This is a genomic window from Pseudomonas jessenii (assembly GCF_002236115.1).
GTDB classification, from domain to species: Bacteria; Pseudomonadota; Gammaproteobacteria; order Pseudomonadales; family Pseudomonadaceae; genus Aquipseudomonas; species Aquipseudomonas jessenii.
In genome coordinates, this window is sequence record NZ_NIWT01000002.1 from 16,517 (window position 1) to 29,247 (window position 12,731).

Consider the following 12,731-nt stretch of genomic DNA (forward strand, 5'->3'; position numbering starts at 1 on the left):
AAAATTGGCAGAACTCGGGAGGGCAAACAGACGCAGTTGGGAGTAGCCTGTTTATGACGACAAGGCCAACGGAGCCATTGATGAAGCGCACCATTCTAACGGTCATTGCCCTGGCCGCGCTCTCGATAACTGCAGTGCAGGCGCAACAGCTGCAATCGATTCCCGTCAGCCCCGCGCCGATACCCGGTTCGCCCGGCACCGCGACGCCCACGCCGTACCCGCAAATCAGCCCGGCGCCTTTACCTAAAGTCGGCCCCGGCAGTAGCGGTCCGCCGTTGGTGCCGATTGAAATGCCCAGCCCGCCGATCAAGGACCAGCCTATACCGGGCCTGGAGCCCAATCCGCCGAAAACCAAATCGCCGGGCGGCTAGACCTGCTGCGAAAGCAGTTGACCGTCGGCCATGCGCAAGCGTTTGGAGAGGGACACGGCGAGGGCGCGGATGATCTTGGCGGCGATTTTCGGTGCGTCGTTGAGCATCTTTTCCAGCGAGTCCTTGCCCAGGTTGAGCAACTGGCAGTTGCTTGCGGCCACGCAACTGGCCGAGCGCCGTTCGCCGTCGAGCACGGCCATTTCACCGAACGAGCGGCCGCTGCGCAACGTGGCGATGGTAACTCGCTGCCCGTCAGCGTTGGTTTTCTGCACCGCCACCTGACCGTTATGGATGATGCACATGAAACTGCCGGCATCGCCCTCCTGGAAGATTTCCTCGCCCTGGGCAATGGTGCTGATACTGAAGTAGCCCGAAGCCGCGGCGAAGTCGGCTGGCTGCAGTTGATTGAACAGGCCGCAATCCATCAGCCAGTCGCGAATTTCGTTGTTCAGAAAGGTTGGTTCAGACATGTCGTCACGGTCTTTATTGTTGTGTCTGTTACTGGCTCGAATTTGAAGTCACCGAAAACCCCTTGTGGGAGCGAGCTTGCTCGCGATTGCGGCTTCACAGGCAACGGTAATGTTGATTGTGCTGACGCCATCGCGAGCAAGCTCGCTCCCACAGGGTACAGGTGTTGTATCGGCTGCCGGTGTACGCAATTAAGACCGGCACACCGCGCCAGGTTCCTCAGGCCATGCCCAAAACCTTGAACAAAAATGCATATTCGAGTGCTACGTCACGCAATCCCTGATATCGACCGCTCATCCCGCCATGCCCGGCACCCAATTCAGTCTTGAGTAGCAGGGGATTGCTGTCGGTCTTGGTCTCGCGCAATTTCGCCACCCACTTGGCTGCTTCCCAATACTGCACGCGGCTGTCGTTGTAACCGGCGATCACCAGGGTTGCCGGATAAGCTTGCGCGGTGACATTTTCATACGGGGCGTAGGCCTTGATCCGATCATGGACGTCCGGCTCTTCAGGGTTGCCCCACTCGTCGTACTCCGTCACGGTCAATGGCAGATCAGGGTCGAGCATGGTGTTGAGTACGTCGACGAACGGCACTTCGGCGATGGCGGCGCCAAACAGCTCCGGCCGTTGGTTGAGCACCGCGCCGATCAGCAAGCCACCGGCGCTGCCGCCACTGATAGCCAACTGCGGTGCAGTGGTGAAGCCTTGGGCGATCAGGTGTTCGGCGCAGGCGATAAAGTCGCTGAAGGTGTTGTGCTTGTGCTCCTGCTTGCCGGCGCGATACCAGGCTTCCCCCAGTTCGCCGCCGCCACGCACGTGGGCAATGGCAAACGCCATGCCGCGATCCAGCAGACTCAGGCGCGCGTGGGAAAACCATGGGTCGAGGCTTTCGCCGTAGGCACCATAGCCGTAGAGGTACAGCGGCACGGGTTTGCCCAGGTCTGCGCGCTTGATCACCAGGCTGATGGGCACTTGCGTGCCGTCCGGCGCACTGGCCCACAGGCGTTGGCTGACGTAGGCGTCGGCATCGAACGGGCCGAGCACCGGGGTTTGCTTGAGGACTTTCTGCTCGCCGGTCGCCAGTTCAAGCTGGCGGATTTGCGCCGGACGGTTCAACGCTTCGTAGCGCAGGCGAATCCGGTTGCTTTCGAACTCCAGGCTGTTTTGCACGTGCAGGCTGTAGGCCGCATCCGGCAGTTGCACACGATAAGGCGCCAGGCTTTGTGGGTGAACTTCAATGACCGGCAAGCCGCCAACCCGCAGGCTCAGGGTCATGGCCCCGGTGTTAAGGCTGATGCCGTCGATCATCACGGTGTCGCTGTGGGGGATCAGGTTCTGCCAGTCGGCTTCGGTGGGCGCGACGCCGGTATCGACGGCCGTGTACAAGGCGAAATTGATGCCGTCACGGTTGCTGCGAATGAACCAGGTCCATTGACCATTGAGTACGCCGTGATCGACGTCGTACTCATGCTCCTCGACCCGTGGCGCGATGCAGGTAAAGGCGTGCTGCGGTTGGTTGGCGTCAAGCACCCAGGCTTCGCTGGTGGTCTTGCTGCCCACGGACAGCAGCAATTGCTGCTCGGAGCTTGAGCGGTAGCAATGCATGAAGAAGCGCCCGTCCGGCTCATGGAACACTTCTTCGGCCGCCGTGCCGTCCAGTCGATAGCGATACAGCTTGTGCGGACGATGGGTGTCATCCAGTTCGCCAAAGAATAGCGTCAGGCTATCGTTGGCCCAGGTCATGCTGCCATCGCAGTCCTGGAATTCCAGCTCGCTGACACGGCCGTCGGATAATTCCTTCACGAACAGCGTGTAAATCTCCTCGCCGCTGGAGTCGATGCTGTAGGCCAGACGCTGGTGGTCCGGGCTGATGCTGAACGCCCCGAGCGAAAAGAAACCACCCTTGGCCAGTTCGTTGGGGTCCAGCAGCAGTTGTTCGCGGCTTTCGTCGAGGGTCAGGCTGTCATCGATCGGACGCGGGCAGCGGTAGTGCCTGGCGTACTCATCGCCTGCCGTGGTGCGGGTGTAATACAGATAGGGGCCCCATGGCGAGGGCAGGGACAGATCGGTCTCGAGAATCCGCCCCTTGATCTCTTGGAACAGGGTTTCGCGCAATGCGGCCTGGTCGGCGGTTTGCGCTTGCTGATAGCTGTTTTCGGCTTTCAGGTAGTCGAGCACTGCCTCGGTGTCGCGCTCTTGCAGCCAGGCATACGGGTCGGAGCCTTCAGCCTTGTGGGCAATCGGAGCGTCGTGAATGTTGGCGGATAGGGGCATGAAGGGTTCTCGAGCAGTGTACGGAATAGGTTTGGAACCTGTGGGAGCGAGCTTGCTCGCGATGAGGCCAGTACATCCAACATCAATGTTGACTGTCAGTCCGCCATCGCGAGCAAGCTCGCTCCCACAGGGTTCTATGTCTTGACCGAAGGCATTGATGCAGCCTGATGGGCGAAAAGCCGTTATCATAAGCGCCTCTTTGCCTGCCTTGCCATGGACACCATGACCGAGAACGACTATCTGATCGCTTGGGGCCTCTACGCCTTCGCCGCTTTAGGCTGCCTGTTGGTGTGGATGCGCTTGACCCGCTGGATGTGGCGTTGGCTGCGTGAGCCGCTACGGCTGGCGATGGTCGTGCTGCTGTTCAGCCCGACCATCATCGACCCGGTCAAGGACAAAATCGCACCGGCTCTCGCCATTACCGCGCTCGACCTGCTGTTCAAGGTCGGCAACAACGCCTGGCGGGCGATTTCCGATCTGTTCATGTACGGCATGATCGCGTTCGGCCTCTATCTGGTGCTGGTGGCGATCCGTTTCCCCATCGAGCGCGCCTCCAATGCCCGCAGGGAACAGGCTGCCGCCGCCAAAGCCGCCGTCCGTGCCGACGAGCCCGAGGACGATCAACCGTTCGGCGGTGCCGGCGATGATCGTTATGGTCGTCCGCCCGTGCCGAGCACTCCTCAGCGGATGCGAGTCGAACCCCGTCTGTAACCTTGCCCCTGCGATTGAGCGAGAGTCCGAGCATGTGTGAGTTATTGGGCATGAGCGCCAATGTCCCGACCGATATCGTGTTCAGCTTCACCGGGCTGATGCAGCGCGGCGGACGCACCGGCCCGCACCGCGATGGCTGGGGCATTGCCTTCTATGAAGGCCGTGGACTGCGGCTGTTCCAGGACCCGGCGGCGAGCTGCGAGTCGGAGGTCGCGAACCTGGTGCAGCGCTATCCGATCAAGAGCGAAGTGGTGATCGGGCACATCCGCCAGGCCAACGTCGGCAAGGTCTCCCTGTCCAACACGCATCCGTTCGTCCGTGAGCTGTGGGGGCGCAACTGGTGTTTCGCCCATAACGGCCAGTTGGCGGATTTCCAGCCAGTGGCCAGTTTCTATCGCCCGGTCGGTGATACCGACAGCGAAGCAGCGTTTTGCGATTTGCTCAACCGTGTGCGTGCGGCGTTCCCCGAGCCGGTCGAGGTCGAAGAGCTGCTGCCTGACCTGGTGGCAGCGTGCGCCGAATACCGCAGCAAAGGCGTGTTCAACTGCCTGCTCAGCGACGGTGACTGGCTGTTCTGCTATTGCTCGACCAAGCTGGCGCAAATCACCCGTCGTGCACCGTTTGGCCCGGCACGCTTGAAGGATGTCGACGTGATCGTCGACTTTCAGGCCGAAACCACGCCTAACGATGTGGTGACCGTCATTGCCACCGAACCCCTGACCGAAAACGAAACCTGGACCCGTTACGAACCGGGTCAATGGAGCCTGTGGCGACGCGGCGAATGCGTCAGCCAGGGCCAGACCGAATAAGGACTCCTTGCATGTTGCTCAGTTATCTACGGCTGGTGTTGTTTGCGGCGGGCCTGTTGATCGGTGTCCAGGTACCGGGCTTCATCAGCGATTACACCAAACGGGTCGAGGCGCACCTGATCGAGGCGCAGGCCAGTCTGAGCGGCTTCCAGAACACCGCCAATCAGTTCTTCAAGGGTGACATGCAGGCTCTGGTCGCGCATTACCGCGCCAGCGAAGACCCGATCTTTCGCAGCGACGCCGACAGCCTGGGCAACCTGCTGACCCGTCAGGTGGCGCTGGACAAGCAATTCCAGGCGATGCAGGGCCCGTGGTACATCCGCTTCCTGCAAGTGGTGCTGGCCGCCGATCCGGATATCCGCAAGGAAACCTGGAATGGCTACAGCTACCAGATCCTGTTGACGCCCGAAGCGATGGTCTGGGGCATGAGCGGCGCCTTGCTGCTGTCGTTCGGGATCGAGTGCCTGTTCCGACTGATCGACTGGGTGGTGCTGGGCGGCAAGCGTCTGCGCCAGAGCCGGCCGATCGAAGAGCGGGATTTGCGCGGGTTGTAACCCCGTCGAACGTCAAGGAGCCGGCAAGCCGGCTCCTCGGTTGATTACCAATCTATCGAATAGCTCATGCTCAAGGTACGGCCTTCGGCATTGGGGTACGGTGCTTTGGCGTTGGCCTGGGCGAACAGATTGACGTACGTGCGGTTGGTCAGGTTGTACACCCCGCCTTCCAGGCGACCGACCGGCAAGTACACGGAGCCGAGCAGGTCCACCAGCGTATAGCCTTCGATGTCGCGCCCGTTGTTGTCCTTGGCCGCAGCGTCGTAACTGGACAGGTGCATGCCTTGCAGACGCAGGCTGTAGTCGTCTTCGGTGTAGCCGACGAACAGCGTGGTCTTGGCCGGTGAAATGCGTGTTGCCGGCAGATCGATCCATTTCCCGTTCTGCTGGGTCTCGCCCTTGGCCCAGGCATAGGTACCACCCACCGACCAGTGATCGGTTGCGCGGTAGGTCAGGCTGTTTTCGATGCCGCGAACCCGCTCCTTCTGATTGATCAGACGCAAGACACGGCTATTGGCATCGTAGAACTGGGTCACGTCCGAGGTGTTTTCATAGACGGTGACGTCGGCCTGCCACCGGTCCCAGTCACCGCGCCAGCCCAGCTCATAGCTGTCGACCTTGATGGCCTGGGCGTTGAGGCTCTGGATGTCGAAGGTGCTGCTCACGTCACGCAAGAAGCGCTGGATGTCCGGCAGCGAAAAGCCCTGGCTGTAATTGGCGAAGACGTCCTGATGCTCACTCAGGTGATAGACCGCGCCCAGGTTATAGAGCGTGGCGTCGTATTTGAGGGTGTCACCGGGCAGGATGGCGCGTACGCCGGTCTGCACGATCTGACCGTAGGCGATGCTGTCGGAGACCTCGCTTTCGATCCATTCGCGGCGCACACCGCCACGCAAGGTCCAGTCCCCGATGTCCCAGGACATCTGCCCGAACAGCGCCTTGGTGGTGGTTTCGATATCCGGGCCCATCTCGTAAGTGGTGCCGGTCTTGGTGTAGGTCAGCCCTTTGAGGGTGTATTGGTCACCACGCTGGCGGGAGCGTTCGTGATCATAGTCGGCGCCCCAGACCAGGTTGCCTGTGGCGCTGCCAATGGCCGGCAACGGCGTGTCGATGGCCGCACGCAGGCCGTAGACATCCTGCACGCTGTTGTTGTCGGCGATCCCGGCCTTGCCCCGCGACAGGTCCGGGAAGAACAACGCGTCGGCCCGGCGCCAGTAACTTTCCAGTTGCAGGCCCTGGCCGTAGAAGTCGTTGTCGGTGTAGTTGAGGTTGGCCGCCTGGTTATGGGTATAGGGTTGGTCATCAAGTTTCAGCCCTTGGACCGCCACGGCTTGCAGCGAGTTTTTCGGGTCTTTGGTGTAGCCGGTGTCTTGCTGGTCCTTGTAGTCCTGCAGCGACAGGCTGAGTTTTTTGTCGGCATCCAGTTCGTAACCGAAACGACCTTGCAGGTCATAGGTTTCGGTGTCCATGTTGCTGCCCTGGGACGTGTCCTGAGGGATGCGGTTGCCGTTGCCGTCGTACTGATCGTTACGCTGGGTCAGGTCGGCGGACACGTACCAGTCCAGGGCATCCTTGCGCCCGGTCGCACTCTGAAAGGCCTCGTAGGCGAAACCCTTGCTGTTGAGGTTGTTGCCGCTGGTCAGGCCCAGTTTGCTGCTGTAGGCAAGGTCCTGACCCTGATTGCGTTTGGTGATGATGTTGATGATGCCGCCTGAGGCGCCGGCACCGTAAATGCTGCTGGCGCCGGAAACCACCTCGATGCGTTCGATACTGGCCGGTGCGATGCTGTTGAGCTGACGGAAGTTGTCACGCGTGGCGTTCTGCGACACGCCGTCGATCAACACCAGCATGTTGCGCCCGCGCAGGGTCTGGCCGAAGTTGCTCATCCCGCCGCTGGACGGCGCCAGGCCGGGAACCAGTTGCCCCAGAATGTCGGAGACCCGACGCCCGGCACCACTCTGTTCGCGGACCTGTTGTTCGTCGATCACCTGGACCGAGCCAGGAATCGAGGCAATGCTCGCTTCGCTGCGAGTCGCGGAAACGACGGTGGCTTGCATGTTCAATGTGCCGGGTTGCTGGTCGGTGTCCTCGGCCCAGGTCTGGACGCTGACGGAGCCGAGCAGCGGAATCAGCAAGGTAAGTTTGGTTCGGGTCATGAGGTGGTCTTTTTTTAGTCGTGATAAGTGTGGCTAGGTAACTTTGCGGGGCCGGATGTGGAGGTGAATGAGCGCCCCCGGCGGATCCCGAGGGCAAAACCCTGCTGGCTTGAAAACACGGTGTTGGCGATCAGTGCCTAGGTGATGGGGAACAGTGCGCCTTGCCAGATGCCCCGGAGACGAGAACCCCCAGCCATTCGTAAGCCAGCGCCGTGGCCGCCAGTGTCAAGGCGCAGAGCCAGGCAACGCTCTCGATGAGACGCAAGATGTAAGCGGGATCAGACGCTGGAAGCGGCGCAGCGCGGCGGGCGCCGGTGCATAGCTCAAATGGTCGGGGGTGATGCGGCGAGACTGGAAGGCCTGAGTGCCGAAGGCTTCGCTCCAGTGTGAGAGCAGTTGCTGCTGTCTTTGCGTGAAAGCGCGCATCAAGTCCGATTCCTTCTGGACAGTGGTTTAGCTGAATGCGCGCAGAGAATACATTTTCAAAATATTAATGCAAATGATAGTAATTGCTTGTTGTGCTGTGGGGCGCTCCTTTTCAGAGGCTGGCCAGGGGTTTGCTCAAGACCATGTAGTGCTCGCCCACCTTCTGCGCATAGTTCTCCACCACGTGCTGACACAACGTCACGATCTCTTCGACCCACTCCGCGCCGACCCGCCATGACACCACCACTTGCAGGTTGGGCGGGCGTTGGTCGATGGCCAGCAAGGTCAATTCCCCCCGCTCCAGTTCCTCGGCCACCAGCACCGGTGGCAATGCGCCGATGCCGAAGCCGTCGCGCAACAAACGGGTGATGGCCGACACCGAATTCACGCAGTTCAGTCGCGGTGTCATGACGCCATTGGCCTGCATCAGCGCCAGCACTTCCTGATGCGGATGGGAGTTTTTCGAATAAGTGATGATCCGCTCACGCGCCAGTTCGGCGACGTTTGTGTAATTGCGGTTGTAGATCGAGTTGCTGGCGACAATCCAGCCCATGGGGTGGCTGGCCAGTTCCAGGCTGCGCACGCTTTCCTGGCGCAGCAGGTCGGTTTGCAGGATCACGTCGAGAAAACCTTTTTGCAGCTGATCGCAGAGGTTGAGCGAGGTATCGGCCACCAGTTCGATTTCCACCAGCGGGTAGTGATCGGTCATCTGCGCCACCAACGGGCTGAGCCAAGTATGGATCACCGTGTCCATCACGCCGATGCGCACCCGTCCGGCCTTGCTCGAGCGGGTCTCGATCGACTGCTTGAGCGCCTGCATGGTGTCCATCATCTGCTCGGCGTAATCGAGCACCTTGAGGCCTTCGGGCGTCAGGCTCACGCCGCGCGAATCCCGCAGAAACAGCTTTACCCCCAGCTCGCTTTCAAGCACTGCGATGCGGCTGGAAATCGAGGCCTGAGTGGTGAAGAGTTTGTCGGCGGTCAGGCGGAAACTCTTGAGTCGGGCGACCCAGACAAAGGTCTCGAGAAACTTCAGGTTCATGGGATAAAGATTTCTTATGTCTAAGGCGGGTTTTTATTAGTTGGACGCAGCAGGGGCGCGCGTCCAAAAATCGGCGCATCCGGTTCCCACGATAGGCGTCGTCGGGGCTCAGAACAATACCAATAAAATCAGCGCGGAGATTTGCCATGAGTGCGCCCGACACCACCGCCATTCCGAAAGCCTCGGCCCGTCCGGGACCTTTCGACTGGTATCGCAACATCAATCAGCAGGAACGCCGCACCTTCTGGAGCTGCAAAATCGGCTATGGCCTGGACGGCATGGACACCCAGATGCTCAGCTTCGTTGTGCCAACCCTGATTGCCATGTGGGGCATCACCACCGGTCAAGCCGGGCTGATTCATACCAGTACGCTGATCGCTTCGGCCATCGGCGGCTGGGTAGCGGGGATTCTCTCCGATCGCATCGGTCGTGTTCGCACCTTGCAGCTGACGGTGTTGTGGTTTGCCTTCTTCACCTTCCTCTGCGGCTTTGCCCAGAGCTACGAGCAACTGCTGATTGCACGGACCCTGATGGGCTTCGGTTTCGGCGGCGAGTGGACGGCCGGCGCGGTGCTGATCGGTGAAGTCATTCGAGCCAAGGACCGTGGCAAGGCCGTGGGCATGGTGCAGTCCGGCTGGGCGCTGGGTTGGGGGCTGACGGCGATTCTGTATGCGCTGCTGTTCTCGGTATTGCCACCGGAAGACGCCTGGCGTGCGCTGTTCATCCTCGGCATCGTGCCGGCAATATTCGTGATATTCGTCCGCCGCCTGGTCAAGGACCCGGAAATCTATCGTGAAGCCAAAGCCAGGCAGGAGCCGAGCAACCCGTCGAAGTTCTACGAGATTTTCGCCCCCGGCATGCTCTTCACCACGATTCGCGCTTCGTTGCTGACCACCGGCGCCCTGGGCGGCTACTACGCGATCACGTCCTGGTTGCCGACTTTCCTGAAGAACGAACGCGGTTTGAGCGTGCTCAATACCAGCGGTTATCTGGCGATGGTGATCATCGGGTCCTACGTGGGTTATGTCATCAGCGCCTATTTGACCGACATCCTCGGACGTAAAAAGAACTTCATCCTGTTCGCCGTCGGCTCGTTCACCATTGTGTTGCTGTACACGCAACTGCCGGTCAGCAACGGCGTGATGCTGTGGCTGGGCTTTCCGCTGGGCTTCTTTGCCTCCGGGATCTTCAGTGGCATGGGTGCATTCCTGACCGAGTTGTTCCCCACGCGCATTCGCGGTTCGGGCCAGGGTTTTTGCTACAACATCGGACGGGCGCTGGCGGCGTTGTTTCCACTGTTGATTGGCCTGCTCAGCCAGACCGTGCCGCTGAGTGTAGGCATCGGTGCCTTTGCGGCGGTTTCCTACGGCGTGGTGATCCTCGCGGCCTTGAGTTTGCCGGAAACCCGTGGCAAGCAACTCGACGCCCAGTAACTGATAATCTGCGGGGCTGTCTTACAGATATGTCCCGCAGCTGAAAAGAATAAAGCCTACAGGAGTGTTCAGTGTGAGCCGCCTGCTATTGAACTGCGACATCGGCGAGAGTTTCGGCAGCTGGACCATGGGTCTGGACGCGAAAATCATGCCCTTCATCGATTGCGCCAACGTTGCCTGCGGTTTTCACGCCGGCGACCCGAGCATCATGCGCAAGACCGTCAGCCTGGCCCTCAGCCACGGTGTGCAAGTTGGCGCGCATCCGGCCTATCAGGATCTGGTGGGGTTCGGCCGTCGTTCCATGGCCTATGCCCCCCAGGAACTTCAAGACATTCTGCATTACCAGATCGGCGCCCTCGACGGCATCTGCCGGGCCCAGGGCGGTCGTGTCAGTTACGTCAAACCCCATGGCGCGATGTACAACGACATGATGGCCAACCCGGCACAACTGCGCGCGGTGCTGCAAGCGGTAGCGTCCTATGATCGCAACCTGCCGTTGATGTTGATGGCCACCCGCGACAACAGCGCCGCCCAACAACTGGGCGATGAATACGGCGTGACCCTGTGGTTCGAGGCTTTTGCCGACCGTGCTTATGACAGCGCCGGCAGACTGGTGTCGCGACAACTGCCGGGAGCGGTGCATCACGATCCGGAAACAATCATCGAACAGGCACTGACCATTGCCCGTGGCGATCCGCTCACCGCCAGCGATGGCAGCGCCCTGCATTTGCAGGCCAACACTCTTTGCGTGCACGGCGACAACGCCAGTTCGGTCGCTGCCGTGCAACGCATCCGTGAAGCCTTGAACCGGCAGAGCGCGTCATGAAGCTGCGGGTGGAAGTGGTGGCGCTGGATTGCCTGATGGTGCGCCTGTTCGATGAAATTGCCGAAACCAACATGCCGTGGATGCTGGCGGCCAGTGAAAGTCTGCGCACGGCATTTGCCGGGCATCTGATCGATCTGGTGCCGTCCTACACCACCTTGATGGTGCATTACGACTTGACCGCGCTGAGTCCCGCCCAGGCCAGGGAGTTGATTGCCCAGGCACTGATCGATCTGTCGCCCAATGCGCGTACGCGCGGTACCTGCCATGTGTTGCCGGTGTGGTACGACTTGAGCGTCGGTCCGGAATTGAGCCTGTTGTCGCAACGTAGCGGGTTGGCGGTGGAGGAGGTGATCCGTCGTCACTGCGAGCGTGAATATCAGGTGTTTGCCCTGGGCTTTGCGCCGGGCTTCGCCTTCATGGGGCTGGTGGAAGAGGTGCTCGCCGCTCCGCGTCTGAACACGCCCCGCAAGAAAGTCGCCGCCGGCAGTGTCGGCATCGCCGAACGGCAAACGGCGGCCTACCCGGTGGTGTCGCCTGGGGGCTGGAACCTGATCGGCCGCACACCGGCAAAATTGTTCGATCGCAACCGTGACGGCTACAGCCTGATGAAACCCGGTGACACCGTACGGTTTGAAGCAATCGGCCACGCCGAATTCATTAACCTGGGCGGTGACGATACGCCACTGGAGGCCCAGGCATGAGCCGTCTGACCATTGAAGCGAGTACGGCGCTGTGCCTGTTGCAGGATGCCGGTCGATTCGGCGTGCGGCATCTGGGCGTGACCCAGGGCGGAGCCGCCGATTGGCGTTCGATGTCCTGGGCCAACTGGCTATTGGGCAACGGGCTGGATGCGCCGGTAATCGAAATCACCCTTGGCGGATTCACCCTCGTGGCCGAGGAAGATTGCGTGCTGGCCTTGGCCGGCGCGGATCTTGGCGCGCAGGTGGACGGCGAAGCGCTGGCGCCATGGCGCAGTTTCAGGTTGCACAAAGGTCAGCGTTTGCAATTCACCCGGCCGCTACTCGGCGCCCGGGCTTATCTGGCGGCGCCGGGTGGGTTTGATGCACCGAAAGTTCTGGGCAGCAGCGCGACGGTGGCCCGTGAAGAACTGGGTGGCCTGGACGGAATGGGCCATGCGCTGGGTAAAGGCGCGTCCTTGAGCTACTCGGGGAACTCGCTGGTATTGCTGCGGGAGTTGCCAAGCCAATGCGTGCCGGATTTCACCGGCGAGCCATTGCTGGATCTGGTGCTTGGTGCGCAGATTGGCGAGTTCAGCGGGCAGAGTCTGTTCGATGCGTTCAACAGCGTGTGGAGTCTTGACAGCCGAGCCGACCGGATGGGCATTCGCCTGTTGGGCACGGCGCTGCAGTACCAGGGCAAACCGATGATTTCCGAAGGTATTCCGTTGGGGGCGGTGCAAGTGCCGCCTGACGGGCAGCCGATTGTGTTGCTCAATGATCGACAGACCATCGGTGGTTATCCGCGATTGGGGGCGTTGACACCGTTGGCACTGGCACGGCTTGCGCAGTGCCTGCCGGGGGCGCGGGTGCGGTTGCGGCCGGTGGTGCAGGATGTGGCGCATCGAGAACAGATTCAGTATCTGCGTCAGTTTGTTAGCCTTTAAAAGCATCGCGAGCAAGCTCGCTCCCACATTGGATCTT

The 12,731-nt window shown here is 60.8% G+C and carries 12 protein-coding genes and 1 pseudogene; 8 read left to right on the forward strand and 5 right to left on the reverse strand.

The window, feature by feature from the left end:
* Nucleotides 1-80 precede the first annotated feature (80 nt).
* Nucleotides 81-371, forward strand: a complete 291-nt coding sequence (locus PSJE_RS04660) for a hypothetical protein (RefSeq protein ID WP_057716000.1) — start codon at nucleotides 81-83, stop codon at nucleotides 369-371.
* On the opposite strand, the gene PSJE_RS04665 is transcribed toward PSJE_RS04660, so the two are convergent.
* Nucleotides 368-841: a cyclic nucleotide-binding domain-containing protein gene (locus PSJE_RS04665; protein WP_090453696.1), complete on the reverse strand. Its 474-nt coding sequence runs from the start codon at nucleotides 839-841 to the stop codon at nucleotides 368-370. The two genes, PSJE_RS04660 and PSJE_RS04665, sit on opposite strands and share 4 nt — an antisense overlap.
* A gap of 217 nt (nucleotides 842-1,058) precedes the next feature.
* The gene (locus tag PSJE_RS04675; RefSeq protein ID WP_090453697.1) at nucleotides 1,059-3,113 is read right to left on the reverse strand and encodes a S9 family peptidase; all 2,055 of its coding nucleotides are present in this window, start codon (nucleotides 3,111-3,113) and stop codon (nucleotides 1,059-1,061) included.
* A 213-nt stretch (nucleotides 3,114-3,326) separates the two neighbouring features.
* On the opposite strand from PSJE_RS04675, the gene PSJE_RS04680 reads away from it, so the two are divergent.
* The 3 genes from PSJE_RS04680 to PSJE_RS04690 are packed head-to-tail and all read left to right on the forward strand — an operon-like array spanning nucleotide 3,327 to nucleotide 5,187.
* The gene (locus PSJE_RS04680; RefSeq protein WP_057715997.1) at nucleotides 3,327-3,824 is read left to right on the forward strand and encodes a hypothetical protein; all 498 of its coding nucleotides are present in this window, start codon (nucleotides 3,327-3,329) and stop codon (nucleotides 3,822-3,824) included.
* A 32-nt stretch (nucleotides 3,825-3,856) separates the two neighbouring features.
* Nucleotides 3,857-4,633: a class II glutamine amidotransferase gene (locus PSJE_RS04685; RefSeq protein ID WP_090453698.1), complete on the forward strand. Its 777-nt coding sequence runs from the start codon at nucleotides 3,857-3,859 to the stop codon at nucleotides 4,631-4,633.
* An 11-nt stretch (nucleotides 4,634-4,644) separates the two neighbouring features.
* Nucleotides 4,645-5,187 (forward strand): DUF2937 family protein, encoded by a 543-nt coding sequence (locus tag PSJE_RS04690; RefSeq protein WP_057715995.1) that lies wholly within the window; start codon nucleotides 4,645-4,647, stop codon nucleotides 5,185-5,187.
* Nucleotides 5,188-5,231: 44 nt separating this feature from the next.
* Here the strand turns inward: PSJE_RS04690 and PSJE_RS04695 are convergent, their stop codons facing one another.
* The 3 genes and pseudogenes from PSJE_RS04695 to PSJE_RS04710 all read right to left on the reverse strand — a co-directional run bounded on the left by PSJE_RS04695 (nucleotide 5,232) and on the right by PSJE_RS04710 (nucleotide 8,811).
* Nucleotides 5,232-7,343 (reverse strand): TonB-dependent receptor, encoded by a 2,112-nt coding sequence (locus PSJE_RS04695; RefSeq protein ID WP_090453700.1) that lies wholly within the window; start codon nucleotides 7,341-7,343, stop codon nucleotides 5,232-5,234.
* Nucleotides 7,344-7,357: 14 nt separating this feature from the next.
* Nucleotides 7,358-7,620: pseudogene (locus PSJE_RS31520) on the reverse strand (MFS transporter); the annotation flags it as partial.
* A gap of 261 nt (nucleotides 7,621-7,881) precedes the next feature.
* Nucleotides 7,882-8,811 carry a LysR family transcriptional regulator gene (locus PSJE_RS04710; protein ID WP_090453704.1) on the reverse strand — a complete coding sequence of 310 codons (930 nt, stop codon included), beginning with the start codon at nucleotides 8,809-8,811 and terminating at the stop codon, nucleotides 7,882-7,884.
* Nucleotides 8,812-8,957: 146 nt separating this feature from the next.
* Here PSJE_RS04710 and PSJE_RS04715 point away from each other — a divergent pair, with 146 nt between their 5' ends.
* The 4 genes from PSJE_RS04715 to PSJE_RS04730 all read left to right on the forward strand — a co-directional run bounded on the left by PSJE_RS04715 (nucleotide 8,958) and on the right by PSJE_RS04730 (nucleotide 12,694).
* Entirely contained in the window at nucleotides 8,958-10,244 is a 1,287-nt protein-coding gene (locus PSJE_RS04715; RefSeq protein ID WP_090453706.1) for an MFS transporter, read from the forward strand.
* A 73-nt stretch (nucleotides 10,245-10,317) separates the two neighbouring features.
* Nucleotides 10,318-11,070, forward strand: coding sequence for a 5-oxoprolinase subunit PxpA (locus PSJE_RS04720; RefSeq protein WP_090453708.1), 753 nt, complete (start codon nucleotides 10,318-10,320; stop codon nucleotides 11,068-11,070).
* Nucleotides 11,067-11,771, forward strand: a complete 705-nt coding sequence (locus tag PSJE_RS04725; RefSeq protein WP_090453710.1) for a 5-oxoprolinase subunit B family protein — start codon at nucleotides 11,067-11,069, stop codon at nucleotides 11,769-11,771. Before PSJE_RS04720 ends, PSJE_RS04725 begins: the two co-directional genes overlap by 4 nt.
* A complete protein-coding gene (locus tag PSJE_RS04730) occupies nucleotides 11,768-12,694 on the forward strand; it encodes a 5-oxoprolinase subunit C family protein (RefSeq protein ID WP_090453712.1) in 927 nt (308 codons plus the stop codon). The genes PSJE_RS04725 and PSJE_RS04730 overlap by 4 nt, the downstream gene beginning before the upstream one ends.
* Nucleotides 12,695-12,731: the final 37 nt, after the last annotated feature.